The 26,236-nt window shown below is 41.6% G+C and carries 15 protein-coding genes and 1 pseudogene; 4 read left to right on the forward strand and 12 right to left on the reverse strand.

Annotated features, from left to right (window positions below; all coding sequences use genetic code 11):
• Positions 1-31 precede the first annotated feature (31 nt).
• The 7 genes and pseudogenes from OCV27_RS04205 to OCV27_RS04235 all read right to left on the reverse strand — a co-directional run.
• Positions 32-166: pseudogene (locus tag OCV27_RS04205) on the reverse strand (thioredoxin-dependent thiol peroxidase); the annotation flags it as partial.
• Between the two features lie 383 nt (positions 167-549).
• Complete coding sequence (ltrA, locus tag OCV27_RS04210) at positions 550-2,022, reverse strand: group II intron reverse transcriptase/maturase (RefSeq protein ID WP_125319429.1); 1,473 nt, start codon at positions 2,020-2,022, stop codon at positions 550-552.
• Positions 2,023-2,655: 633 nt separating this feature from the next.
• Positions 2,656-4,164: a hypothetical protein gene (locus tag OCV27_RS04215; protein ID WP_125319430.1), complete on the reverse strand. Its 1,509-nt coding sequence runs from the start codon at positions 4,162-4,164 to the stop codon at positions 2,656-2,658.
• The gene (locus OCV27_RS04220) at positions 4,157-9,151 is read right to left on the reverse strand and encodes an AAA domain-containing protein (RefSeq protein WP_171346972.1); all 4,995 of its coding nucleotides are present in this window, start codon (positions 9,149-9,151) and stop codon (positions 4,157-4,159) included. The genes OCV27_RS04215 and OCV27_RS04220 overlap by 8 nt, the downstream gene beginning before the upstream one ends.
• A 316-nt stretch (positions 9,152-9,467) precedes the next feature.
• Positions 9,468-10,886 carry a UvrD-helicase domain-containing protein gene (locus OCV27_RS04225; RefSeq protein WP_125319432.1) on the reverse strand — a complete coding sequence of 473 codons (1,419 nt, stop codon included), beginning with the start codon at positions 10,884-10,886 and terminating at the stop codon, positions 9,468-9,470.
• Complete coding sequence (locus OCV27_RS04230) at positions 10,883-12,595, reverse strand: ATP-dependent nuclease (RefSeq protein WP_125319433.1); 1,713 nt, start codon at positions 12,593-12,595, stop codon at positions 10,883-10,885. The genes OCV27_RS04225 and OCV27_RS04230 overlap by 4 nt, the downstream gene beginning before the upstream one ends.
• Positions 12,596-13,156: 561 nt before the next feature.
• Positions 13,157-13,327, reverse strand: a complete 171-nt coding sequence (locus tag OCV27_RS04235) for a hypothetical protein (RefSeq protein WP_019281385.1) — start codon at positions 13,325-13,327, stop codon at positions 13,157-13,159.
• Positions 13,328-13,599: 272 nt separating this feature from the next.
• Here OCV27_RS04235 and parS point away from each other — a divergent pair, with 272 nt between their 5' ends.
• Positions 13,600-14,025: a type II RES/Xre toxin-antitoxin system antitoxin gene (gene parS / locus OCV27_RS04240; protein ID WP_125319434.1), complete on the forward strand. Its 426-nt coding sequence runs from the start codon at positions 13,600-13,602 to the stop codon at positions 14,023-14,025.
• Positions 14,026-14,250: 225 nt separating this feature from the next.
• Here parS and OCV27_RS04245 read toward each other — a convergent pair whose 3' ends face one another.
• A complete protein-coding gene (locus tag OCV27_RS04245; RefSeq protein WP_038885217.1) occupies positions 14,251-14,625 on the reverse strand; it encodes an MbcA/ParS/Xre antitoxin family protein in 375 nt (124 codons plus the stop codon).
• A gap of 232 nt (positions 14,626-14,857) precedes the next feature.
• Here OCV27_RS04245 and OCV27_RS04250 point away from each other — a divergent pair, with 232 nt between their 5' ends.
• The 3 genes from OCV27_RS04250 (at position 14,858) to OCV27_RS04260 (ending at position 20,646) form a co-directional block, all read left to right on the forward strand.
• Entirely contained in the window at positions 14,858-15,193 is a 336-nt protein-coding gene (locus OCV27_RS04250) for a helix-turn-helix domain-containing protein (protein ID WP_020904247.1), read from the forward strand.
• On the forward strand, positions 15,186-16,592 hold the full coding sequence (locus tag OCV27_RS04255; protein WP_171346970.1) for a HipA domain-containing protein: 1,407 nt from the start codon (positions 15,186-15,188) through the stop codon (positions 16,590-16,592). The genes OCV27_RS04250 and OCV27_RS04255 overlap by 8 nt, the downstream gene beginning before the upstream one ends.
• A gap of 535 nt (positions 16,593-17,127) precedes the next feature.
• Entirely contained in the window at positions 17,128-20,646 is a 3,519-nt protein-coding gene (locus OCV27_RS04260) for an AAA domain-containing protein (RefSeq protein WP_125319436.1), read from the forward strand.
• A gap of 248 nt (positions 20,647-20,894) precedes the next feature.
• Here the strand turns inward: OCV27_RS04260 and OCV27_RS04265 are convergent, their stop codons facing one another.
• From OCV27_RS04265 to OCV27_RS04280, 4 genes are all read right to left on the reverse strand, one after another.
• A complete protein-coding gene (locus OCV27_RS04265) occupies positions 20,895-22,289 on the reverse strand; it encodes a hypothetical protein (RefSeq protein ID WP_125319437.1) in 1,395 nt (464 codons plus the stop codon).
• 395 nt (positions 22,290-22,684) lie between these two features.
• On the reverse strand, positions 22,685-24,670 hold the full coding sequence (locus OCV27_RS04270) for an AAA family ATPase (protein WP_230860950.1): 1,986 nt from the start codon (positions 24,668-24,670) through the stop codon (positions 22,685-22,687).
• Between the two features lie 8 nt (positions 24,671-24,678).
• Complete coding sequence (locus tag OCV27_RS04275) at positions 24,679-25,188, reverse strand: hypothetical protein (RefSeq protein ID WP_125319438.1); 510 nt, start codon at positions 25,186-25,188, stop codon at positions 24,679-24,681.
• A 563-nt stretch (positions 25,189-25,751) separates the two neighbouring features.
• On the reverse strand, positions 25,752-26,150 hold the full coding sequence (locus OCV27_RS04280) for an AbrB/MazE/SpoVT family DNA-binding domain-containing protein (RefSeq protein WP_125319439.1): 399 nt from the start codon (positions 26,148-26,150) through the stop codon (positions 25,752-25,754).
• Positions 26,151-26,236: the final 86 nt, after the last annotated feature.

The following is a 26,236-nucleotide window of genomic DNA, read 5'->3' on the forward strand; positions in this document are numbered from 1 at the left end:
ATAGTGACTGGCTGTTTTAGTAAGGTGGGTATTACTTGCTGTTTAGATAGTCCAATACCACCTCATGGTGATCTTTGGTTTTAAACTTATTAAATACATGCTCAATCATGCCTTCCTCGTTAATAAGGAAGCTAATGCGGTGTAGTCCGTCATAGATTTTACCCATGACCATGTACCCTTGGAAATTTCATGAGACAAAAAATTTGACGATTATTGATAAATTTTATCTTTAACAGTGGGTTAGGTTAATAATTTCTCTTTTTGAACCTCAATTATAGCAGTTGTCATGATTTTTTGTAAATCGGGCTGATTTTGGCGCTTTTCCAAGCGCAAACTTGTCATAAAAACTAAGGTGTTGCTATTAGTTGAAGTTGATAGTCATTATGATGGGAGCGCTTGGTGATCACAATCAATAAACTTGTCACCAAACTCACTTTTGTCGGATAGGCGACACCTGTTACCAAGTGCCGCCCTCCTAAGAACCGTACGTGCAACTTTCACTGCATACGGCTCAAGCCTCCACTAAGGCGTATTACGTTACCCAGCAACCTAGATAGCAGTTAAAGCGGGATTCAACCATGAGTGACGACTTTCCTTTTTCGGTTTCCTCTTTGCCAAGTAATCTTGGTATTGAGGCTCGAACGGTGTAGCCGCACTTCGGATCTTCACATGTCTTTTAATCGGCGTTTTCGCTATTTGAACCAAGTTGTAATGACAGTCCATGTTCGCGATTTTCTGCCAGCCATGAAATTGCCAACCACCACTTCTATTCATGTAGTATTTGCGCCTTACCCAGTCTTTTGGCTTGGTAGGATGACGTCTAACCGCCCATCGCCACAAGAGCCAGAAGATTTGATGACCGAGATAGCCGAAAGTTCGTTTTGCAACGCAGTGACGATAATAATTCGCCCAACCTTTCAGTTTAGGATTCAATAGTCTGATAAGATCATTGACTGGCATTGTTGCGTGCTTCTTGATGAGTTCACGCAAGTTTCCCAAGAGAGAGAGAACGTTAGTTTTACTCGGTTTGATGAGCAACTTACCTTTGTATTTCCTGAGGTTAAAACCTAGAAAATCAAAGCCATCATCTATATGAGTAAGGTGTGTTTTCTCTTCAGAGAGTGCCAACCCTCTTTCTTTTAGAAAACCAATTAACCGAGGTTTGATTTCATTGATAAGAACATCTTTTGATGATCCGGTTATTATAAAATCATCCGCATAACCGATGAAGTTAACTCGTTCTCCCGATCTCTTGGCTACTTCCTTAACAAGCTTTTCTAAGCCCGCAAGTGTCAGTAACATAAGTGTTGGAGAGATAATTCCGCCTTGCGGAGTTCCCTCCGATGTTCGGTAAAACAAACCTTTATCAATATAGCCTGAGCCTAGCCACTGCTTTAGCATTCGTTTGTCTATTTGAACATTTTCAATTAGCCATTCATGCCCGATTTTGTCGAAACAAGCTTTAATATCCCCCTCCAAAACCCATTTACCTGAGCGCTTAAGACACAAGCATTTAAAGCATTGTGCTATAGCGTCAGCAGTGCTGCGATTCGGACGAAAACCGTAGCTGTTAGGATCAGCTATCGTTTCCGATATCGGCTCCAATGCAAGTAAATACAGCGCCTGTTGCGCTCTATCTATCATGCATGGAATGCCTAGAGGTCTGAGTTTGCCGTTCTTTTTCGGGATGTAGATGCGTCTGAGTGGTTTGGCTCGATAACCTTTACGATTCAATTGATCTACTGCGGTCATTCGACGAGCATCTGTATTCCAGATGACGCCATCTATTCCGGGCGTGTTACTGCCTTTGTTTTGGGACACTCGCTTCACAGCCAGTAATTTAGCTGATCTTGAGTGTGTTAAGATCCACTGCAAAGCTCTTGCTTTACTGTGTTTTCCCTCTCGGGTTGCTTTTGCAATGCGCATTTGAAGCTTTAATACGTGCAACTCGACAACTTTCCAATCGATGGATTGCCATTGAATGCTGTTAGGAGAGGCACTAACTTCTAATGAAGCTACCATTTGCGTTTCTCCTTAAATAAAGTTCTTCAAATCATCTTGCAACGGGAGACCAGTTAGAAGTCAGCTCGCTTTCGCGCCAGATATAAACCTGTATCCACTTCATTACAAAGCGGCATTTGCTTTTTCTAACCTCCTTTACCTGCACACCTATCGGCAGTCTTCGCAGGCTGCTTTCCCGAAAGGGAGATATACAGGCTTACCCTGTTCCGTATGTCGCGCAAAATATCAGGTTAGATGCCCACTATAGTGCGGAGAGCACATCGATCACGAAAGAGTACTGTCCAACTTCTTTCCGGCTCTCATTGCCTTTTTGGCCACAGCGTACAAACCACTTCCGCTGCTTCATCGTATAACGCGCCTTACGTGGATTCACTTACGTTCATCATACTGACACCCTAGCACTTACCCAATTTGTGGTTATCAGGAGGAACGTTCTCTCACAATTCAGTTCCCACTCAGTCTAACAACCGAGTTTCGTTACATTGTCGGATTCGCTGCTTTATTCAGAATCCTAGGGTCATCTGGTGATACAGATGGTTCACTCTTATCGTGGTGAACAACGCTTCATACGACTTCAGGTCGCACGGACAGAAACGTGTTAGTGTCAGTCCAATCATTCCCTATTCCTGTCATTTAGACTTCGGCACGCTCTTTAACGCTGGTGTTATAGTCTGCTTTTATCGTCTCCCAATCTGAGTCTAAAAGTTTCGCAAGACCTGAATCTTCCTCTTGATCACCATTAACAGCTGACACATTCTGAAGATCATGCCCCAAACGCTCTTTTAAAAGAGACCAAATAAGCTCTACCTTATATGGGTCATAGGTACAATATCCAACCGGCAGAGTTACGCCTGACATACCACAACTTTCTGGGAGTCTGGCATGGTATTGGACCATAGCCCAACCTGGGTCACCAGGAATAACAAAAATCTCCATTTCATTTAAATCAGGTGATTTTGGCAAACCAACAATCCTAGAAATACTTGCTCCAAATCTATCATTGACATTAAATCGCTCATGCTTATCTCGTACAGGAACTAGAAACTCCAAACTACTCTTATAACTCGCCAGTGTTTTGTTGCAAATGCTGATAAATTGCTTGAGACCAACATGAGCTCCCCAAGTAGCCGTTGATGCTGGTAGCCAGATAGCTTTAGCCAATCTAGTGTTATTCGTAATATGGGACAACCAATTCATCAGCTTTCCTCTGTTACTATCGAGGTACAGTGGCCCAATAAGCATCATCGTCATGTCATTTTCATAGTCTATTTTTCGCTGTTTCTTATCTCGTAAAAGCTTCCCTAAATCAAGATGTCCATCATCAATGTAAGTAGGCAGAATTGGGTCATCTACTGCTTTAGTATATTCTATGAAATCAAGCTTCGGAGTAGATCGTATTGGAGTATCGAAGTACTTGTTGACTTCGCCATGTAAACCACTGGTCGTTAATAAACCTCTCACTTGCTCTGGGAATCCAATTAATTCAGACTTTAACCTAAGCCCAGTCAGCGGGTCAGAACTAGCGTAAACATCTAGAGATACTGGCAAGTAAGTCAATTGCACATAGTTACAGTGGTTTATGCGATAAAGTTTTGTGTTAAATCGTTTTAGCTTATCTACTGTTGTGGATTGTTGAAATCTATCAAACTGTGAGGTAAATAAACTTGCAGGGTCTGCTTGTTCCTTGTCTTGACTCACTTCAAGTGTTGGAAGCCCTCTCAATGGCTTGTCATCTGCCCGAGGCTGTATAGAGCAGGTCAAATGATCAACAACAAAGCTCTGGTTGTAGTTTACTATTTCCTCTAAGCTGATCCCTTGTTGATTGCTTCGAGCTTCACGAAGCCGACGTGATGGTACGAGCAAGCCATCGCGGTCCTCTTCAGCCAACCCCGTCTCCAAAACCTCTTTAAGTAAGCCTTCACGTTCATTACTATTGAGACCAAAGTAATCTTGGAGCTCACTAGCAGATATTTTATCTAGTTGTGCAATCAACATTAACGCACACTCAATGATCGCCGGGAGAGCTTGTTGAGCTGTTACATCAAAATTCGCTTCATAGCGTCTAGCAGGTACGAGCAACGATAATGTATGAACTTTAAGAGGTTGATCGTTTCTTTGAGCATATAGTGTATTTTCAATCATGGGTAACCTCTGGCTTCATTTTATTAGCTGATGCATTCTTTGTAGTGCGCTTATCCTTTAAGTCTCTTGGAGTAATTTGTTGATACTCGGAATCCTTGGCTTCAACTTGAGATTGGATATAGCGGAACACATTACCCAGCGGGGACTTTTCATTTCTAGCTGACCATATCTTTGATGCACCCAAAATCAGCAACCGTTCTTTAGCACGGGATATTGCGACGTTTACTCGAGGAGCATCATCTACAAACCCAACATCCTTTTTTGAGTTATTTCGGACTAGAGATAAAATGATAATTCGATTCTCAGAGCCTTGATAAGAATCTATTGTGTCTATCCTAACTAATGAACGAATACCGCTTGCCCATGTATCTGTATCTAAACGCTCTCTTATAGCGTTTACTTGATGACGGTAGCCTGTGATAATTCCTATTGGAGGAGCATTGTCCTTGCTATTCCACTCATGCAACTTAGTCAATGATTCTTCACTTTCAGCAAGTTTGCGTAAAGAAGTACATATCAGGTCAACTTCTGCAGTGTTGCGAGCACCGTAGACTCTCGAGTTACCGTTCTTCGTCAATTTATCTTCACGTAACTCACTTGTATTTAGCCAAGTAACCGTTTTTTGCCATGGACTAGGTAGTTTATTCATCCACTTATCCGCGTGGCCACGCCCTGTTATAAGCTCATTATCATAAAAGACATGACTTATTAGGTTTCCAATCGGAGGAGCCATTCGATATTGTGTCGTTAGCATTACACCATCAGTAGATAAAAACGCTCTCTCGAAATCTGTCTTAACAACTTCAGATTTCGGTACATTTAAACTTTTTGATACTTGATTAACTAAATGGTGGTCTGTAAGAGGCGGTAGCTGCTTATGATCGCCCACGAGAATAACTCTTCGAGCAGATTGCATCGCTATTGAAAGCTCACTAGCCGTAGCTCTCCCAGCTTCATCTATAATGGCCACATCATAGGTATTTTGCGAAAGGTTATAAGCACCTTTACCTATCCCAACTAGGGTGCCTATAACTAGTTTGCGAGTACGTGCAGCAAACCCTGCAAACCCATCAGCATCAGCAGCAAGACGAAGCATCCAGTTATTACTAACATCAATTACTCCCTTCAGTCTTGATAGTGCTTTGGGGTTTCGTACCTGATGTTTTTCGCCAATATGAGCCAATAGCTCTGAAATTGGGTCTTCAGAATCAAGAATAGGAGTTGGGAGCTCCACGTATGCTTGCAATCCATGATTGAGTGCATCTGTTAGTCTCTCTAACCTTTTTCTAGTTCTATCAAACTGCTTCTTCGGACGACGCTGTTCCTCAAGCTCATCCATTTTTACCTGAAGTTTGAATAGTTCATCTTTAGCCTTGATGAATTGATACAGTTCTGGCCCGAAACGCCTATAAAGATCTCCAGCTTCAGCGACTAAGTCTCTTGGAAGTCTTAGGCGGGAAGCCAGAGCAACCATTCTGGCGTCTAAATCCCTATGGAATGCAGTTCGATATCTCGCTTGTAGAGACTCAACATGAACATCTAATAACTCATCATCAATTTTCTGTTTGTCTCCTAGCCTTACCATAGAGGGCTCAGAATAGGACTCTTTTGAATCTCCTGTCTTACGCATTAACTGTCTAGCTCTAACCGCAAGTTCATTCACCGCAACATGAGACTGTGATACCAGCAAAATACGCTCCACAGAGGGCTCTCGACTTAAGTAATCTAACAATGCCGATAGCATTGTTGTTTTACCTGTTCCAGGAGGCCCCATCACAACCGATAGCGGTTTTTGCAGTACGTGAACAAAAGCTGCTTTTTTGCTTTCATCTAATCCATATGAATCTAATGAGGAGTCGTCAGGAGTTGGTAAGGGCGTTATTGAAGGGGTTGGGTTCGGTTTACATGGATCAAACCAATCAACTAAATCAGGAATTAGTGTTTCATGTTGTAATACTGAATGCAGTGCTTTTCTACGGCGCTGCCAGCTAGTTTCACTTCTAACCTCCACCAATTTAAGTTGATTGCCAGGTCGCAAAAAGCCCATTGACCTAGCGTCATTAATAACTAAAGTATCACCTTTGGATTGTGCTAAATCAAGAGAACCATAGTTCCACTGCTCATCTAGTGAATCGCTCAACAGTTGAATCTGATCGTCAGAGTCAAGATATCCAAACTCCTCAAGACTTTCTTCTATTTGAACATAATAGTTACCATTTTTCTTTTCTGGTTTAGTTGCGACTGTAACTGTGGGGTGTAAATCTCTTTCGGCATTCACCAGAGTTGACCATAGACGATGCAAATCAAATGAGTTCGATACCTCTATTTCTTTTTCTTCATTTATGTCACTTGAATCACTGAACAAAGCACTTTTAACAACAGGTAAAGTCATCAAGTAACTACTCAGAATCTCTTCATCTTTTGTTACTCGATCGGTCTTATTCAATTGGAAGGTCTGGGTAATAACTTGACTACGTTCACGCTTTGGATTGTTAGCTTGTTGCGCGTCTCTCATAAGCTCTGCGGGCAAGACCTGTTTGGTACGTACATTACGTAGCACCAAATATTTGTCGTCCTCTTTCCACAAAACCTCCAAAGTTACCTTCTGCTTCAAACCAGTAATAAAAATCTGTATAGACTCCGGTAGAGATCTTACAGTTAAGTAAAACAAGCCTTGATCAGACAAAAAGTTATTAGAGTCTCCCTCTATTGATATCCTTGGCCAAGAAATATTTATAGGCTCAACTACTGGCTCGTCAGGTGTCATTGCCATCTTGAGGCTCTCTTGAAGAGGATCCAAGCTAATAGGGACCTGCTGACCATCTTCACCAAGAGCATTATTAATTTCAGCTAATATCCCCGCATAAGATTGTACATCCCCCTCTACGAGCTTCTTAACTATCAAATATGTCGCAAACCTATCTCTTGCTTTAGCACTCACATCTTGAAGAGGTTTATACTCGTCACTCTTCATTGGTAGGCCATTTACATCAATATCTAAAATATCTAGAAAGTTGATTTTCAAATTGTGACGATCAGATTGAAGTAAAATATTCTCTGGCTTTAAGTCACCGTGTCCTACTTCAGTAGCATGAAGTTTATTAACAGCGTTGATCAAACTTTGTACAATGGTTAGTTCTTCTTCTCCAGAGACACTAGAAACATTCTCCCAATTACTAAGTACTTCTCCTTCCTCAAGATATTCTTGGATTGTATATAAACCCATCATTGAGAAACCAAACCCAATTAAATTAGGTATTGGTAGAGTGTGTTGATGAAGTAACTGGCATCGCTCAATGAAACGAATTAATCGCCTGTTCTGCCCTGCATCCGCAACCTGAGGTTGTAATCCAGTCCATATTCTTACTATGACCGGCTTTCCCTCATAAGAGGACTTGTAAGTCATTCTGCTTCTATCGAAATCTTGAGATGGGGCTTCAAGGGGAGGAAAATCAACCATTAGGTTAATAGGCGAGCGAAACGCTTCTAGAGCTGACATGATCTCTATATCAACACCGGATGATCTTTCGTGGTCTAGGGCAAACAACTCCGTCAACTGACTTAGCATCTCACCAGCATCAGCTTGTCGCTCTGCTGGATCCAATGAGAGGGCTTGAGTTAACCAGTTATTGAGTTCCCCATCGAATGGATCTTTTTTAGCTAACTTCCAAGAAATACCATCCTCAGTGACTGGCAGAGTTGAGTCAAAAGCTATGCGATAAGCTATTACACCAAGCAAATAGACATCTATTTTACAAGCATCAATCTCAATCTCGCCATATATCTCTTCCGGTAACGGGATTGCTGAAGTTGCTAGTTTCTCTCGCAAGTCACCAACACTTCTGTTTTGTGGATCTGGAAACCTAGCAGCAACTAAGCCGCTAACGGTGATAGATTGTGATTGATGGTTGTAGTACAAACGTTCGTAAGCAATATCTCTATGAGCCAACCCTACTGTATGTAGACTAGCGAAAGGAACCAAGAGCGCTCTAAGAAGTTCTAGCCGCTTTTCTTTCTCATGGCTCACCGTAACTAAATACTCATCTAGCCTTTCAAAAAGTGGCGGTTTTTCATAAACTTCTATTAAATCTTCAGTAACTTCTTCTTTTGTCAGTTGCTGTTGAGGCTGCATTAAGTAATCTTTGCGAAGCTGATAGTCTTTTTGTCCAACATAGTTAATCGCTCGCTGCTCTCTTAAGCCTAAAAAAGCCCTTTGTTCTTGAGTTAGAGCTAATCCCCCGAGTTGGTTGAAGTCCCATGCACGAAGCAGCGCTTGGTTACCCCCCATATTTCTATGTTCACCAATATACTCAGAATAGATGCCACTCTTGTGTTGGAAAACTGGTGTTGGATCCGTCATCACATAACCGCCAGCCTCTCTTTGACGAGGCTTAATACAACCACCTCCATTAAGCCAGTTTTCAAAAATCCTTACTTGGCGATCTGTATTTGGTCTCAGCAGCTTTCCGGATTTGAGCATTCTTTCGTGCTCACGTTTAGGAAGTAATCGCTCAAACCCCTTTTCAGAACGGATTTCTAAGAACTCCTCCAGAGTGAATACCATTTGTCTTTCCCACTCTGGCATTTGTACTATTTCGGCTTCACCGCTGAGTACAACACATGTTTCAATAGGATAATAGCAGTTCCAACGACTCTTCAAATGCTTATCAAACAAGCTGCTCAGCCTTTGTGCATGTTCTCGTTTTATCGTGACAGGAGAAGCTTGAGTTCTAGACTGCCCTGATGCCTTGGTTTGCCTCCAAGTTTTCCCATCCGACTCAATGGTGCCCGACCAGTGCTTAACTTCTACAAGTAAAATTCTGCTATGAGTAAGTATTAGAAGGTCGATCTCCATAGAGCCCGCTCGATCGGCTATCAGGAATGAAGCATAGCCATACCATGAGGGTCGAAGTCCTGCAGCCAGCTCTGTAATTGCTTTGTGCTCTGTTGCATGAATACCTTGAGGTGAGCGAATATCTAGCTTCATTGTCGTCCTTTGAATCTTTGATGAAATAAAGAATGATTCGTTTATGAGACCTATCATTCATTCTATAAGCGGTAAATTATAGATTCATATGTAACTCAAAGCATAGACATGGGTCATAGAGTTCAATATATGATGAGGTGCGGAATTCTGGTCTTGCTAATAGATGCTTAATAGTTGAGTTAATTCGGGATGGGGCATTTCTGAACTGGAAATGACAGCATCGCCTATACGATTACTGCCATGTTAGTTTGATACTTTAATGCTCGGTATAGAATGAGCTCTCCCACAGGTGACAACACTACATTTTGCGTAGCAATTAGATTATTTGATTATTTCGAGAGAAAACTGTGACAGTTTTTGCTCCACGAGAAAGTGCAACGTACAGGTGTTTATTGTCCATTCCTCTATCATTAGCATCGAGAATTAAGCAATGATCGGCTTCCAGTCCTTTAAGTAGCAATGTTGAGCCAATTGCTCGTTTAGGGATTCGGGTATCACCTTTTTGTCTTATCTGCTCCCTTATAATCATTGCTGACTCTGACATAGTTTTATCCGGTGAACTAACCGACAATGATACTGAGTCTTTCAATGCGGTATATGCGCTTCTACGGTATATCCTAGTACCATTTTTACTCTCAACTTCTTGGAGAGCCGTCAAAATGTCAGAACGTTCATTACTAATGGCAACGTTATATAGAGCATGTTCAAAGGTGGTTGGTGGTTGCCTATTTCTTCGACCAAGAATACTTTGAACACGAGTTAATGTTCGTGTCATTTCAACATTAGTTGCCATTGTACTCGCTGTGGTAAGAATACTTTCTACAAGATTTATACCGTTTAAACGATCAAACTCGCTAGCTGCAGTAATAACCTGAGCTAATTGCACTTGCTCAACGACTTGAGTCGTATGGCTACTTTGCGCGTATCTATGTCGAGACCTTTCGTTCATTGAACTACCAATGACCAGGAAAGAATCAGTCTGATTTTGATTGATTATCCTTTGCTGAGCATTCTGCTGATTAATAAGGTCAGTCTGAGCGTTACCTGTTAGTGGATGCCACAGCACGTGGTTCGGGCAGTCGGTAAGATCTAAGATCCCTCTTCGTAGTAGTGTTTCTCTGGCTTCAAGTATCCATTCACCAAGGTCAGGAGCTCCCGCATTGTTCCAACGCCATGGTGTTCCTAAGGTTCCAAGCAGCGGGAACCTTTGCTGCACTTCTTGCTGCCAGTCAGGCATTGGGCCTGCAAAACTGAATATGCATTGCATCGGGTCACCAAAAACCACCGTTGGCAGCACTTGTGAGAGGGAGGCGATGATATTATGTTGGTTGTTGTCACAATCTTGGTATTCATCTACTAGCAGTCTTGAATATGAAGCCTTTATGATTTCGTGAAGCCTCCCTGAATTTAGAGAACTAAGCACCGATCGCCTGAGTTCCGGATAAAACTGTCGAGGATTATCGGGTGATGCGCTGATTGGGCAAGATTTCGGAAAACTGTTAGCTACTCGAAGCGCCCAGCCATCAATAGTTGTGACTACATAATGAGAAGCAGGAACTGATAATCGGCGTAAGCGTTTCTTAAGAGCCGATACACCTGCGGTTGTATGTGTTAGAACCAATATCGGTTTTTGCACCCTAATCGACAAAGCTTCCGTAATCAGGTGTGTCTTACCACAACCTGCAGGCGCAACAATTGAACCTAAATCGCTATCGAGCACAGATTCAATGTTCATAAATTAATCGCCCAACTAAATAGATTATGTACAGGTGTAGTTAAATCTTCTGTGAAAGAACCGTAATTAGGACCAATAATATATCTTCCTACATTTTCTGCGGGTTCTATATCTTTAAACCAACTCTTTTTATTGGCAGCTTTTGCGAGGATGACTCGTTGGTCATCTGTAAATCGCTCAAGGCAATCTTCTAGAGTTACCGCCTGATTTGAATACGCTTGAATATGAGCGTTTATTGAGTCGGCTCCTTTCCTTTCAACGGCCATATTCAATAGCTCTGGGATAACGGTCGCGGGACAAGCAGTAAAGATAACATCCTCTGTTGCTCTATTATGATCCCATTCAAATACAGAAATACCAGCTGCTATAGCATTTTCTCTGTGCTCTCGATGCTGTTCAGCTTTATCTGAATCCTTAAAAATTGCTGTAGGGTAACCTAGTGACGAAAAAATTTGCGCCCTTGCAAACATGGCATCACCACCACCGTCCGCACAATGGACGCCTTTGGATGTAATCGTCTGATCGAAATGAAGATCTATTCCTCTTACTATCCCAATTTCCGTTTTTCCTTCACAAACTATAACACTTTTGCTGAAGAAGGATTCAGCGCAAGCGCGTAACGTTGCTTGCTGTAGACCTTCTCCGTTTAGACTGTATATCGTATGTTGAATATGTTCAGGGCCAAAAGCTATCTGAGCCGGTGTAGGTCTGCGCATTACGTGGAGTTGTTGAGCCTGCAATTCACGAAGCACATAAGGCGAGTGAGTTGTGATGAAAACTTGTTGCGTTGGCTCAACATCTTTAGAGCCTAGCTCGTTGAGTAAACGAGTAATTCGATATGGCTCTAGTCCGTATTCAGCTTCATCAACAATGATTACTTTAGAGTGACTGGCCGCTTTCTGTAGGCCGCTAATGAGAAGTCTGGACGAACCTGTGCCTAATTGTCTAAGAGGAGTATTATCACTGTTGTGAAGACTTATAGCACCATTGGATAAGGAGATTCCATTTACATCTAATAATGCTTTCAGTTCGCCAACAGGAACACCTAAGCCATTGGATATATTCTGGACTTGTTGCAAAACGCCAGCAACCCCTTCAACTTGTTGTTGTGCGAAGGCTTCACGGGTTTGTCTTCCTAACTGCGCAAGAGTGCTTGATACATCCAATGTCTCTTCAGAAAGCTTGTTAAGGATTGAACGGCTGCCCCAAGCGAGGTTCTGGTGCGCAGTTGTACCCAAGCGAGCAGGAGATAAAAGCTCTCTATGTTTCCATGGTAATCTACGTTCTAATCCATCCGCTTCAGCCCTTTCCGAATACAGTCGCCAATCTGGGTCTAAGTTACAATCTACAGTTAATTTTATGGTTAGAACAGTTTCAGTACCTTGCTGAGGCTCATCAAGGATTTCTTGAGTAGTAGCATTATATCCCCTTAAGAAGAATCCATAGCTTTCGATATTCTTCAGATCATCATGCAGATCACCTAGGGTGATTGTTATCGATAGAGGAGATTGGATATTAAGTTGGTAAAAATCAGCATCGTTGAATGAATAAAAACGTCGAGCACCGAGCGTAAGATCGATAGCATCTAATAGTGTAGATTTACCTGAATCACCGGGGCCAATTAGGCAATTTAACCCTGGCTTTGGGTGCCATGATAGCTTTTTGATTGTTCTAAAGTTTTGTATTTCTATATGGCGTATAACTGACATGAATAATTCTCTGCGTATTAAAGTAACAAACTTACACCAGTATACGCCTGGCACCTGCTAGAGAATAAGAGCACCAGCACTGATTTTACATTTTATGATACTACGCACTTAATGCTGACCTCTGAATAAATGAGGATTGAATGCGGTCCAACTAAAACTAAGTAGAAAGTCCATGTCCACTCTGGTTGAGGGTAGGTGAAGCCCGTGCTAGCTAGGAATGAGGTAACAGCTTGTTACCCAAATTAATTTTATGGCTGCTAGCGCTTCGTCCAGCACGTTTAGGGGCGAAGGTGAGTTTGCTGTGAACTTTTTTGGAAACCTCTGGACACTATCTGCAATCGAAACAAACAGGGCATCCACACATGGTAAAAAAATGACATCCAACCACTAGTATTGCCTGTCTTTGTGTTTCCCAAAAGCTTGAATTAGTAGGTAGGAGTAATAACCGTAAATTTAACCTCATTTACGGTTGAATCTGAATTTCCCAGAAAACTGGCATGAATTGCGGTAAGATTAACCGAAAATTTAATAAAATTTACGGTTGAATCAGGTGATTGGTTGTTAACGCTGGTATTTTTTCTTCAGCTTTTTTAGCTCTTCTGGATTGTTTTTCTCTAGCTCTTTCTCATATTCATCCATATGTTTCGAGAGCCAAATGTGAACTTTTTGCGCATAGAGAGCAAAAACACCAATGGCTAAACTTAATGCGAATACAACACTTAAAAACAACATCCTAGTCCTCCCATGGTTTACATAGCGCTAATTATTACTAGCAAACAATCCTATCAGTACATCTATTTTAGCTGTTTTCCATGAACCACTGCTCGTTTATAGCATTTACAAAAATACGATGCTTGGACTAGTTTTAGTGAAGCAAAGCCAGCTTGCTATTAATTGAAAAGATTATGCAACTAGCAAACGTCGAAACATTTCCGTGTTAAAGTTATCAGGCTACGTCATATGTCACCTATTGTGTAAATGTAGTTAGATTCGGAGGTACTTTAATGTTCAGTGCAGCTTATGAAATGCTCGGAGGTGAGAAGCGTAAAGCTCAGAGCGTAATTGATAGTCTAAAAATTATTCGTCAAGGGCTTCCTGTTGAAACGCTGGATAGAGGAATGTTAACTCTTGGTTTGACTAAGACAGATTACGCGAAAATTATTGGCGTTAATCTGCGTACTCTCCAGCGAAAAATTAAAGAGCCGAACGCAACGCTAAGCCCAACGGCCAGTGAACATGCTCTTATGCTTGCAGATATGGTCAAAGAAGCAGATGAGTATTTTGGTGATCGTGATGCGACATTACGCTGGTTAAATAAACCCAGTTTGGTGTTTGAAAACGAAACACCACTTTCATTCTGTGACACAATAACCGGTATCATTCTGGTAACAGAAGAGATCAATAAGTTGAAGTACGGATATACGGCTTAACTGGAAACCTACCAATGGTCTTGTCACAAAGCCACTTTTCTGACATAGCAGGGAAAGTTGGTCTGTTTGGTTCTGCGATATAGGCTCTTAGACACACTATGATTGGGTACAAGCGTGTTAGTTCCAGCCCATATAGCGTATCTCTGCCTTACAAAGTAGGCTTCATCCGGAAAGAGATGGCCAATGGATCAACATATCAACCTGATCTTTTGAGATAAAAACATCTCAAGAAAAGTCACCATACTTGATACGATTTAATGCATCTAAAACGCGTTTTAAATCGCCTTTAAGCACAACTTCTAGCGGAGTTAGACCAGATAGCGCTGGAATTGCGGAAGTTAACCATTCTGCTCTCAAACCAGAGTCCTCAAACACATCCTCCATTTGCTCTTTTAAAGTAGGGTGTTGTGAAAGAATGTACTCTATAGACTTCGACTGGGTATCATCCTCAAGTTCAACTTTGCGTAAAGTCCATGAGCCATCGTTATTGTCGAGCCATTCGATTTGATCGCCTTCTTCCCATTGCAATTCTTCTTGCAGTATTTCTGGAATGTTGAAGAAAGCTTCACCATCACAGGTCTTCTCAATTTTAACTTTCATTGCTGCTTAGAACCTTATTCTATTCACATGGTGATTTTATGACACGCTTACTCTAGTTTAGCAAAAACAGATTGCCACTTATTGGAACGAACATACAACTAGCAAACTAAACATAAGTTACTTAAATTACACTTTTAAATAATTTCTTATACAGACACTTCAAAAGTGAGTTATAGTGAACTTATATATTGAGACGACCCCAATAGTAACAAAAGTACATTAAAAGGCACTTATGAAAAAAGGTAAGATGGTAAAGGCACAACCTATGCCTGATTTGAATACCGAGTTCAGTATGGAAACGCTGGGGAGCGCCATTCGCTCAAAGCGCACCGATAGAGGCTGGCGTATTGATGATCTCGCTTCAAAAGCCAACTTATCTCGTAGAACAGTCATGAAAGTAGAAAAAGGCGATACTAGTGTCACCTTTGCCAATGTACTCGTCCTCATGGACATCTTAGGGCTGTCGTTACGCCTTATCGATTTAAACCTATTTGTTCGTCCACATAGCCAAATAACCTCCCAAGCTGAAAACAGCGTGAGAAGCAATGAGGACGGTTGGTATGAGTAAGTTACAACAGTTAGACGTGTTTATCGGTACGAATACCAAAATTGGTCGTTTGATTCTTCCTGTCGGAACAGAAACAGAGTTCTCATTCATCTATGAAGATGAATGGAAACACACTGGTTTCCCGATTTCGCCACACATCCCTTTCGATGATCGGGCTTCGCCACGTAGTATTGAGAACTACCTCAGAAATCTCCTTCCTGAAGGAGAAGCCTTTGAGGAGATGATACAAAACACCACTATCTCCAAAAGCAACACGTTCGGGCTGATTCGTAAGCTTGGTGCGGAAACATCTGGTGCATTATCTTTTCGAGTTCCAAACTCAGAACCTCAGGAAACCAGCTTTAGATCTGTTCCTGATGATGAGCTCATAGAACGACTTCAGCGAGATTTAGCCCCATTAGTTTATTGGGACGGTAAGGTTCGCCTTTCAGTTGCCGGTGTGCAAAACAAGTTAAACTTACTTAAGCGCGGTGATGAATGGGGATTTGGTGAAGGAAAATTAAGTTCGAACTACATTCTGAAGTTTGAAAGCGGTAAAGCACCGTGTATTGCTGTGAATGAGTTCTTTTGCATGACATTAGCTAAGCTAGCAGGTTTGGATGTCGCTAATGTTGAGTTAACCCGTATTGGGAAGACTAGGACACTGATGATAGAGCGGTTCGATCGTGCCTATATCGAGGCTCGTGATGTCGTTCAACGAAAACACGTGATTGATGGCTGTCAGGCGACTGACTTACCTCCAGGTTACAAATACGAGCGTCAGAATGGGGATGAAGGCGATGGTGTATATATGCGTGATGGCGTTTCTTTCCCACGCCTACTGAGCGTCAAAACCATAGACACGGTAATCACCAACCTAAAGCTTACCCAGTGGATGCTCTTTAATCTAGCAACGCTAAACTACGATGCCCATGGCAAAAATATTAGCTTCTTCGTGACCCCTAAAGGCCTGGAATTGACCCCTTTTTATGATTTAGTCAACATAGAAGCTATTGCTCAAGAGGGAGCAAAACGCAACTCACAAAGCGGTAAATTGTCTGCTGATGAGGGGCGTGCCGCCAGTATCCCTCAATATTTTGCGATGTCGATTGGAGATTGGGAAAGCGAAGACTTTCAAAATCCACCGAAAGGTAACTTCAAACACCCTATTACCAGCTATGATTTAGCTGAATTCGGTGCTCTGCTCGGCTATTCAGGCACCAAAATGGCTTCCATAATGGTAGAAACCATTGATGCCATAAAGAATGCCCTGAAGGAAACGGTTGGACTTACCGAAGCTCAAGGAGTCGATGACGAAGAGCGTGAACACATAGAACTATGTGTCTCACTAGCCCAAACAGAGTGTGAATACTTGTTAGCGCAAGCCGACAGTGTACCAGAAATGAGTAAACTTCTTTAATGGCAAATGCAGGGGCGATCTTTAGCAATTTATAAACCATTTTTGGACAGAAATTACTTTGTACTGCAGCTAAAAATAACGCCAAACACATTGGTTTTTTTATTGCAGTTTCATCAATTACTTAAGTCTAAGATGAATATAAATGCGAAATTTTTCTGATTTAGATGTTTAGAATAGACAAGCGTGTACCTCACACACTAATCACGCAGCAACGCTCTGGACTTGACTTGCCCAACAAACGCGATGTTTGCGATACGTTATAGAAACCACTAATACAGCTTAAAAGTTGTGTACCCATCCATAAGTCACCAGTATCCAAATATTCACATAATTAATCATTGAAATCATATGACATTGGGAAAATAGACTTTAATACCCCTGCCTCAATTCTTCGACTGCTCAAATAGTCATCATCCGAATGGTTCAAAGGTCGCCGAGTAAGAAAGTGCTCAAAGTTCTAACAAAAAATACTCCACTGGTAATAGAATATTCGACTAAAATCACACGCTTAACGCGAAAACTTCAAGGACCGGGTATGAATAATCAGGGCTGGATTCACTATTGGCGTAATTCTCTTGCCGATGCCGATAGCGCGAAAGGTGCATTAAAAAAACAAGATCTGAAGAACTATGTGCGAGCCACAACCGACGAGTTCAAAGAAGGTAAGCTCAAACCTGATTCTACGTTGCTAGAAGACCTGTTTCGCAACGAACCAGATACCCTAACCGCCGTACAAATTCATCATCGACCGATCACCTATTATCTTCGGAAAGTTCATGGCAAAGATTACAGTGGTAATATGCCTGGTGTACTGACACCGATTGTCTGCTCTTTATGGGTCAGCCGTGAAGGACTATTATTTCCTCACACAGCGCCATTCATACCTCGTGATTTGCTTGCTCCTCAAGGAAATGACACCTTTACTATCGCTGACGTTGATAAGATCGATAAATTCCTGACAACAAATGAAATTCCAGCGCTGTCTAATGAAAGTATTCCTGCCAAATTCGAACAAGAAGAACAGTATCAAAACCATCAAAAAGATTGGCACAACTACTACGGGCTCACTCAAAAACTATTTGCCGATTACTGCGATAGAAACCGAATCGAGCAGTTTTACGAAGACATTGAAAGTCGTGGTTTAGTCAACAAAACCAACGAGTGCTCGGGTGCTTCAAGGCATATTTTAAAACTGTACGATAACCTAAGCAATTCAAGCACAACCTTGCCTCTGCTTGATAGTTACGCGGTAAAAACAGTAACCAACCACGATGAATGTATTGATGTATCTCATACAGTGAATTCGCGTTTTGGCCACTCAAATAGTCAATTCCCGCTAGCTAAAGCACAATGCGATGCTTTGGCCCATACCTTAGCTATGCAAGAAGGCGATATTCTTGCGGTAAATGGTCCTCCTGGCACAGGTAAAACAACGTTTGTTCTATCTGTAGTCGCGTCACTGTGGATCGAATCTGCGCTAAAAGAGAGTCAGCCGCCGCTAATCATTGCGGCATCGACTAATAATCAAGCAGTAACCAACATCATTGATGCTTTTGGTAAAGACTTCGATGAAGGCGAGGACGAGCTATCGGGCCGATGGTTGCCTGACATTTTTAGCTATGGTGGCTACCTGCCATCGGCGTATGGAGAAATGGAAGCTGCCAAAAGTTACCAAACTAAGCATTTCTATGAAAAAGTCGAGCAGTTGGATTTTGTCGATCAAGCCCAAGCGCATTATTTGGATAGAGCAAAACAGGCGTTTCCACAACAGAATTTTGCTGATGTAACGCAAGTTAAAGCGCATCTCCTTGCCGAATTGCGCCAACATCAAAACCAGTTAGATTACATCCAAAACAATTGGCATCACTACAACCGCCAACTGACTGACATCCATTCTCGGCTGGGGCATAATCCCCAACAAACATTGGTAGATCAACAACAAGCCGTTTCTAATGCGCAAGCATTGAAAGATAACGCCAAAGAACAGTTAACTGCGTGGCGAAGCTACCTCGGCAATGAATCTACATGGTTAACTCTGTTTAAGTGGTTACCGCCAATCAAGAATAAACTTGAGCTCCAGCGTAGGAGTTTCATGTTTAACCTTATTGAGAACGATGAAGAGCAAATTGAAAACCTGTCATCAGACCGATTTGAGAGCCTACTCAAGAAAATATTTTCTAGTAAAAAAGACGATTTTGACGAACAAAAAAATCGGTATCAATCTTGGTTAGAGCAGTATCAAGAGTTTGAGCAATCACAACGGAATTGGCTTGATTCTATCAATAACTTTACTGAAGGCTCTCCAGAACAAACTATTCCACAATTGACCGACATCGATTCGGTTTTAGATATCACGATCCGTTTTCGAATGTTCCGCTTAGCTGTCCATTACTGGGAAGCATGCTGGCTACTCAGTTGCCGAGATTTGGGTCAAGAGCTGAACAAGCAGGCCCGGAAAACAGGTTTGAAAACAGTTCGTCCTCGCTGGCAACGTCGAATGATGCTCACTCCTTGCATTGTATCAACGTTCCATTCTCTACCTTCTCATATGACTTACCAGTCTCACGTTGGGAACAATGAATTTGAAACTGACTATCTGCTTAATGAAATCGACCTTTTGATCGTTGATGAAGCAGGCCAAGTAGCTCCAGAGGTTGCCGCGGCCTCGTTTTCACTAGCCAAAAAAGCGTTGGTGATCGGTGATATTTACCAAATCCCGCCGATTAGAAATGTGTGCTCATCAATTGATCGGGGTAATTTAAAACAGCATAAAATTATCAGTTCTGATGATGAATACACTGTCATTCAAGAGCAAGGCCGAAGTGTAGTGACTGGCAGTGTGATGCATGTAGCGCAACAAGCAAGCCGCTTTCATTATATGCCGGAAGTTGAGCCTGGAATGTTTTTGCAAGAACATAGACGCTGCTACGATGAACTAATCTCATACTGCAATGACCTTTGCTATCAAGGTATCCTGATCCCCAAGCGGGGACAAGCGACCGAAGATAGCCTCTACTCTCCTTTCAGTCATTTGCACGTCGACGGTATCGCGGAATCATTTAGCGGTAGCCGACGCAATAAGTTAGAAGCAGAAACTATCGCTGCATGGTTACATGCCAATAAGATTGAAATAGAGAATTACTACGGCGAGCCACTGGCCAAGTGTGTGGGTATCATTACTCCATTTTCAGCCCAAGTGAACCAGATCAAGACCGCGTGTAGTGAGTTCGATATCAAAGCAGGCAAGGGGGATGACCAACTAACCGTTGGCACCGTTCACTCTCTTCAAGGAGCTGAACGAAAAATCATTATTTTTTCCCAAGTGTATACCAGACACAACGATGGCGGGTTTATCGATATGGATCCGTCAATGCTCAACGTCGCTGTCTCTAGAGCCAAAGATGCATTCTTGGTGTTTGGTGATTTGGATATCATTGAAGCTGCGCCATCATCTTCTCCACGAGGATTACTCGCCAAGTATCTCTTTACTGACGAGCGAAATGAGCTGGAGTTTAGTGTTGGCCAACGCCCCGATTTATTACAAATATGCGGCCATCCGAAACTGCTAACCAATGCCGAAGAACACGATGCGTTCTTATCAAAACTGCTGAGGGAAGTACAAAGAAAAATAGATATCGTCTCGCCTTGGTTACAGCTAGACAAACTGCAATCAACAGGGCAGTTAGAACTACTAAAAACAGCACTGCACAAAGGTGTCCAGATAACCATACACACCGACAGACATTTCAATACCACTGTCGCAAACCACCCGGATACCAATAAAATAAAAGCGTTTCGACATTGCTGCGCGATCTTGGAACAGCTTGGTATCGTTATCAATGTGATAAATGGTGTCCATAGTAAAAGCGTTTTTGCTGATGATCGGTATATGGCGGTGGGGTCATTCAACTGGTTTAGTGCAAGCAGAAGCGGAAAATACGCCAATATCGAGACATCATTAATCTATGTCGGTGAGTTAGAGAAGGAGAGCAAAACTCAACTCGACTTCTTAAATAGCCGAAGCTGCAACACAAACAAGCAGCCCGTGACGTAGACACAAAGCGTCACTCTTTTGTCCCGAAGTGACTCAAAACCATTTTCAGCATACCCTCAGACAGTTAATTGCTAATTATTCACTTTTAATTAGCAATTACGAAGTGAGTCGCATGCCTTTCACATGAACTTTAATGGGGGAAATTTGAAGCTAGAAGAGCAAGCGATTTTATGTGCAAAATAATGACAATGGGGCACTTCTGAGTTACGAACTGCCAAAGCTAACGTTTTCTGAGTAAATATAAGGTACTAGTTTATACGTAAGTCACGATTTGAATTTAGATAGTCGTTGATCAGCGAGTTTCGGTAAGTACCAAATGGTGCATCACTTGCTGAGTCTCTATGAGTGAGATATCGCCCTTGTAACCGGACTGTATCGCCTGAACTAACAAAAAAGCTAACAGAGTCACCCGTGTCTAATTTTAGGCTTTTAGCAGTAAGCACATCATTGATGTATAAGCTATCGATATAAGTAGTCTCGTCTTCCAGCTCGGCAATTGTGAACTGTTTTACATTCTCAGGGACAGTAAAAGAATCTGAGACGGTAGTGTTTTGACCATCTGGAAGCAACTCTCTTATGTATACTGCCTGATCCGAAGTGAAGAACAAATGTGGGCAGGAACCACATTGCCATGCTCTGTTTATTGTATACATGTTGGTGATATCAAAGTCATGTATGTCTACGGAGTGTTTTTTGTTTTGACTTTGAAAGCTAATAGATTTTGGTGCAATGAGCGTCCCAAAACTCAACATTTCTTCTAAGTCGTCAGGCGACCCTGATTGATGGCTTAGTTCTCTAAACCATTCTCCATCGGCAAATTTCGGGATTCTAGAGATTTCATTTGTTGTTATGCCTCCGATTGGAGTAATCAATATGCTTACAGGGATAACAACCGTTTCATTCGGCTTTATAGGCGCTCTAGGTAAAGTATAAGCTAGAGATTTGAGAGTAGCCTTAGAAGTGCTCTCGAAGGTTTGACTCAGGTGTGTTTCACTTTCTAATTGCTCAAAAATAATGTTGGTATCAGAGTTATTTGTAATGGTGAGGAATACCCCCCAAACACCTCTTAATATATATTCTTCGATCAAAGGCACCCCCCAACAGCCATGCTCATAGGTTCCGATGAGTGCTGTCGGAAACTTCTCGTGAACCTTATGATCAAGTATTGCTCTTGTCAGAGGGTCATCTTCTGAGAGCTTTTCAAGCTCCTCAAACTCAGGTGATCTAATAGTATCAAAGTAAGGAAACCTACCTTGTCTCCCTTCAACAATCTCAGCTTCAGGGTATTCTTTTAAGTAATCTTCAACACTATTAAAGTTATTCCCATATTTACCCAAATCTCGATATCTTCCGCTCTCACTCCTTGTTAGCTCTTGAAGAGAAGTGAATACATTGTTTTCAACAAGCAACGGATTCATCACAGGGATAACCTCTAAGTTACTGTTTGCTATAGCAATTAGATCATCAAAGGTCTGTGATACCAGATATTTGATAGACAGTGCTGGAAGAGAGGTCTGTGACTCGTTCAAAAATGCCTTCAGTTCCTCAAGAGAAAATTGAAACTGAGAGTTAATATGAACATCTCTCCCTGCCTGAATGTTAATAGACTCATCACCAGAGTCTATCTTCTGCTTGTTGAACATTGTAACTCCTAGAAACGTGTATCTCTGCCAGATTGGATATTTATGGATTTCTTGCCTGACTTTATCTTTTGATTAGCCAAACTGCGCTTGTTCCGTATCTTTATTGTGAGCACAGCCAACAGAACTGCTGCAATACCAGAGATTACGTACGTTCCAAGACCACTAAATAACCACTCATGATTATCCTGTAGGTAATTTATAAACTTTTCAATGAGTTCCATCATGCTCTCTGAGTTGAATTTAATAAAAGGAGGTTAGTATTGGGCACTAGAACGTCGTTGTGCTCAAGTGATAATTTGCCTCAACCAAGTTCCTGAATCTTTGAGATGAGATATCTTCTATGCGTGCCCAATGTCGGGTAGAGATAGGGGGATTTGCATATCCCCCTTATAAGCCTATTTCATTCGTTTATTGATAAGTTTGAATAGCGACTCAAAGCTATCGATTACTTCTTCTGGAAGATAGTTTTCTTTTCCTTCGGAGAGTTTACCCATAAATATTCTTGCTGGTTTTGCTTTTACAAACTGCTTCTTTAATCCGAAATCCTTCATCGCTTTTTCGAATCGTTTACAGACCCTTGGAATATTATCGTTGTATTTGAGATCATCAGTTATTTCATCCCTGTAGGCTTCCTCTGCGAGAGAAAGAAAGTAATCTGAACCAAAAAGGTCTTCAATATCCAATTCAGTGACATCGCTATCTATTGCTTCAGAAACTAAGATGACGTTTCTTTTAGATAGCTTGTGATTAGCTATCAAATCGGTCTTAGTGGCAATTGCATCTTTCTCATGATCGAGTAACACCAATAGATTGAGGTGTTGAGACGACAACAAACTCACTAAGTATGGTATTTTTTGAGCCCCTCCAGCTGGAGTTATAGTTATTTTATCCATTAGACCTGTCCTACCCAGCGATTTCAGGTATTCAGACATCGAGGACAGGTACCAAAAATCCGTAACCCCTTCAACAACCAAATTGTTTGAACCGATAAATAGCGACTGAGAAACTTCATATCCGAGCGCCGCTTGTAAAGGGAATAACGTAGTTGAATCACCAGTAGGATCATTAGTAACTGTTGTTCCTTTTTCTTGGCATATATTCACGGTCTTAACCGTAGAAAGTTGCTTTGTTGGGACCAAGAAAGGTGAATGCGTTGTATAAATAATCTGATTGCTAAAGTCGTCATCAAGATGTTTTAACAAATCACTTTGAGATTTTGCGTGCAGATAAAGTCCTGGCTCATCTAGAAGAATGATCGCATTTTCTGCATCCCCGCCGTGTGTATCTGCAAAAAACGTAATATAGAATGAAAAGAACCACCTAAAACCTCGGCTCCTTTCGTTAAGGTTAACTTCAACATCATAAGTAGACGTTGGGTCAGATACGTAGGTATCAAAAAAGTTGCCATCCAAATTGAAGCGGACTTTCAACTCGCGGTCTGTCCATAAGCGTCTAATTTCACTGGTAACAACAGCCCCTGCTCTATTAACGAGCTGGTTTCGTGTCTCAGGATCTGATGCTAACTCTTGGAGCTTAGATGGGTCTATATCCGCAACCTTACACAATTTAATGAAACCCTCGTCCTCCGCAGTCAACTGGTGATTTTGTCTGTGCTGACTAAGGATGCTGAGGTTTTGATGTCCATCCAAATGTGGGTATTCATCGATATATACAAATACAGGGAGGCATTCCATTATAAAGTTACGGGCTTTTTTCTCTTGTTCGCCATCATCTAAAGCCATAACTATTTGTACGAACTCATCTTTCAGGTCGAGGAAGTCGTCTTGTTTTTCTAACGTGTATTGCGCGGCACCTCTAAGCACTTGGTCATATTGGTCTAAAACTGCTTCCAACCAACTATTGGCAGAATGTGTAGCTGTTGCTTTCAGCATGCTTACCTGCTGCACAGCAGTATCGACGCTATCAGCATTTTCATCTGTTTTTAAAGCATCTAGTAGCGTAACTATTTTATCAATATTTCTGTTTATTGCTTTTATATCTAAGCTCAGGTCTTTTAAGCCGGAGAAACCAATATATCTAGTGCTTCCGTATCGGCGGGCAATAGTGACAGTTGAAACCTCAGACGCTCTAGGAAAAATCGAAGACAGGGATTCTCTTTCCTCCTGTGACAACCTCCATTCGGTGTTAAGGAATGGTGTGTTTTCATCCTGTTCAGCAAGTCTGCGATGGCGCGGGAAGTTCTTTATGGCTTCAATATCAGTTATGCCACCCGGAGGATTTAAGTGTTGAAGAGCAAGTAAAATGTTGGACTTGCCACTTTCGTTACGACCTAGTATAGCTGTTAAATCATTTGTCGTAATCTCACCACTATCATTGATTGAACGAAAATTTCTAACTCGGAACTTAGTGAGTTTCATCATTATTCCTTTTAAGAACTACTACTGACAATCTGCGCTAGAATCGCCGCTATTGCCGTGGCAAAAGCACCAGTCAGCGCAACCCAAACCTTCATATTGTTGTGTCTTGAGTCTTCTTTAAGACGTCGATTCTCGGCTTCTAACCCAATCATATTTGTTACTAGGTTAAGGAGTATCTGCATTTCTTCAGAGGACAATGGTGCTGACCATTCCTTGAGACTGCTTTCTCCCTCAATTTGTTTCTTAACTCTTCTCGCATACCTGATATGCAGAGAGTACAAAGGTTCTTTCTGGGCACTTAGATTAGAGGATTTTCTAAAAAAGGCGGGGTATCCATCAAGAACATTCTCTACATCTTCTACATCCAAGCCAATGCTATCAGCTATGTTTCTTGGTGTTCTGCTGTTCCATTTTTCATGAGCACCTAGATGCTGAATTAATGCGACTAAACAGTGAAAATCGTTTGTAAAACTACGCTCGACGACCTCAGAAACGAGTGTAATTGGTTTCGCGTTATCCATTTTATTAGCTTACCTATTGAATATGTCATATTTAGAGACCACACTGAAGGTGCCTCCTATTAGCTCGTTGTTATTTTTTGAGCATACCAGACAGAACATAGAGTGATAATCGTTACTCATTGTTTTTACTTAAAACTTAACGATGATTTACCCAAAACTAGATAGCTCTTCAATAATCAAGTTTAGCTTTGGGTGTGGAGTGTTTTCTGAGTCAATTGATACAGCGATCTTTCTGTTACCCATAATCCGTGCGTGGCTATCTCTTATGTGGTTAGTTGCACTATATAGTCATAAGTAATATTTGTTCAAATGGGAGTGCTCAGAAATGTTATGAATAACAACTCTAAACAGAAAAGGGGCATTTTTGATTTTGACTGATTTGTGCAACAGACTGTTGCACAATTAGAAGATTGGATTGGAGTTGTTGCAGAATTTGCAACAACTGAGGCTTTCCTCGAAGCCTTAGTATTTGATACTAGAAAAGTATGTATCCGAGTGTTAGGCCCACAACCATTATGATGATACTGGTTAACGTCATATTGTTGTCGACCCATTCATCAAGCTTACTCATTCGAAGTTCCTCTTTCTTTGCTAATCATGTCAAAACCATGTTCAACTCCATAAATTACTTCACGTAGAAGTGCCTTATTTGATGAATTCAAATTAGCAATGACTCGACCAATTTCATTACCCAAGTCACAAAACTCAATATCACCATCTGGAAGGCTATCAAGTGCTAACTTGAGGTTTGAAAGAAAAATATCAGGGTTCAGCAATTCTAAACTAGGTTCATCGAAAACCTCATTTCGGTTGGCCATGAAATCATCTGTAACCCGTTCTCCCCCGTCGGCGAAGGATATCCAATCAGGTTTTGTTTCGCTCTTTGCAAGCAAATCACTGTGGGTATTATAAGGAGTCATCCCTTCTAGCAACTCTTTTTCGGTCAACTTTTTCTTGCTCATCGCATACAACCTGACAGGATATTTAGATTAGTTGCAGTATAGCAAAATCAGCTAGACTGCCGTTAGAACGAATACGCTGAAACAAA

The sequence above is a fragment of the Vibrio pectenicida genome, assembly GCA_024347015.1.
Lineage (GTDB): Bacteria > Pseudomonadota > Gammaproteobacteria > Enterobacterales > Vibrionaceae > Vibrio > Vibrio pectenicida.

Excerpts from the sequence above, each read along its gene's own strand:
- OCV27_RS04220 (WP_171346972.1), bottom strand. The coding sequence starts at position 9,151 with ATGAAGCTAGATATTCGCTCACCTCAAGGTATTCATGCAACAGAGCAC.
- OCV27_RS04265 (WP_125319437.1), bottom strand. The coding sequence starts at position 22,289 with ATGTTCAACAAGCAGAAGATAGACTCTGGTGATGAGTCTATTAACATT.
- OCV27_RS04245 (WP_038885217.1), bottom strand. The coding sequence starts at position 14,625 with ATGAAAGTTAAAATTGAGAAGACCTGTGATGGTGAAGCTTTCTTCAAC.
- OCV27_RS04215 (WP_125319430.1), bottom strand. The coding sequence starts at position 4,164 with ATGATTGAAAATACACTATATGCTCAAAGAAACGATCAACCTCTTAAA.
- OCV27_RS04280 (WP_125319439.1), bottom strand. The coding sequence starts at position 26,150 with ATGAGCAAGAAAAAGTTGACCGAAAAAGAGTTGCTAGAAGGGATGACT.
- OCV27_RS04235 (WP_019281385.1), bottom strand. The coding sequence starts at position 13,327 with ATGTTGTTTTTAAGTGTTGTATTCGCATTAAGTTTAGCCATTGGTGTT.
- OCV27_RS04230 (WP_125319433.1), bottom strand. The coding sequence starts at position 12,595 with ATGTCAGTTATACGCCATATAGAAATACAAAACTTTAGAACAATCAAA.
- OCV27_RS04260 (WP_125319436.1), top strand. The coding sequence starts at position 17,128 with ATGAATAATCAGGGCTGGATTCACTATTGGCGTAATTCTCTTGCCGAT.
- OCV27_RS04270 (WP_230860950.1), bottom strand. The coding sequence starts at position 24,670 with ATGATGAAACTCACTAAGTTCCGAGTTAGAAATTTTCGTTCAATCAAT.
- OCV27_RS04250 (WP_020904247.1), top strand. The coding sequence starts at position 14,858 with ATGAAAAAAGGTAAGATGGTAAAGGCACAACCTATGCCTGATTTGAAT.
- parS (WP_125319434.1), top strand. The coding sequence starts at position 13,600 with ATGTTCAGTGCAGCTTATGAAATGCTCGGAGGTGAGAAGCGTAAAGCT.
- OCV27_RS04275 (WP_125319438.1), bottom strand. The coding sequence starts at position 25,188 with ATGGATAACGCGAAACCAATTACACTCGTTTCTGAGGTCGTCGAGCGT.
- OCV27_RS04255 (WP_171346970.1), top strand. The coding sequence starts at position 15,186 with ATGAGTAAGTTACAACAGTTAGACGTGTTTATCGGTACGAATACCAAA.
- OCV27_RS04225 (WP_125319432.1), bottom strand. The coding sequence starts at position 10,886 with ATGAACATTGAATCTGTGCTCGATAGCGATTTAGGTTCAATTGTTGCG.
- ltrA (WP_125319429.1), bottom strand. The coding sequence starts at position 2,022 with ATGGTAGCTTCATTAGAAGTTAGTGCCTCTCCTAACAGCATTCAATGG.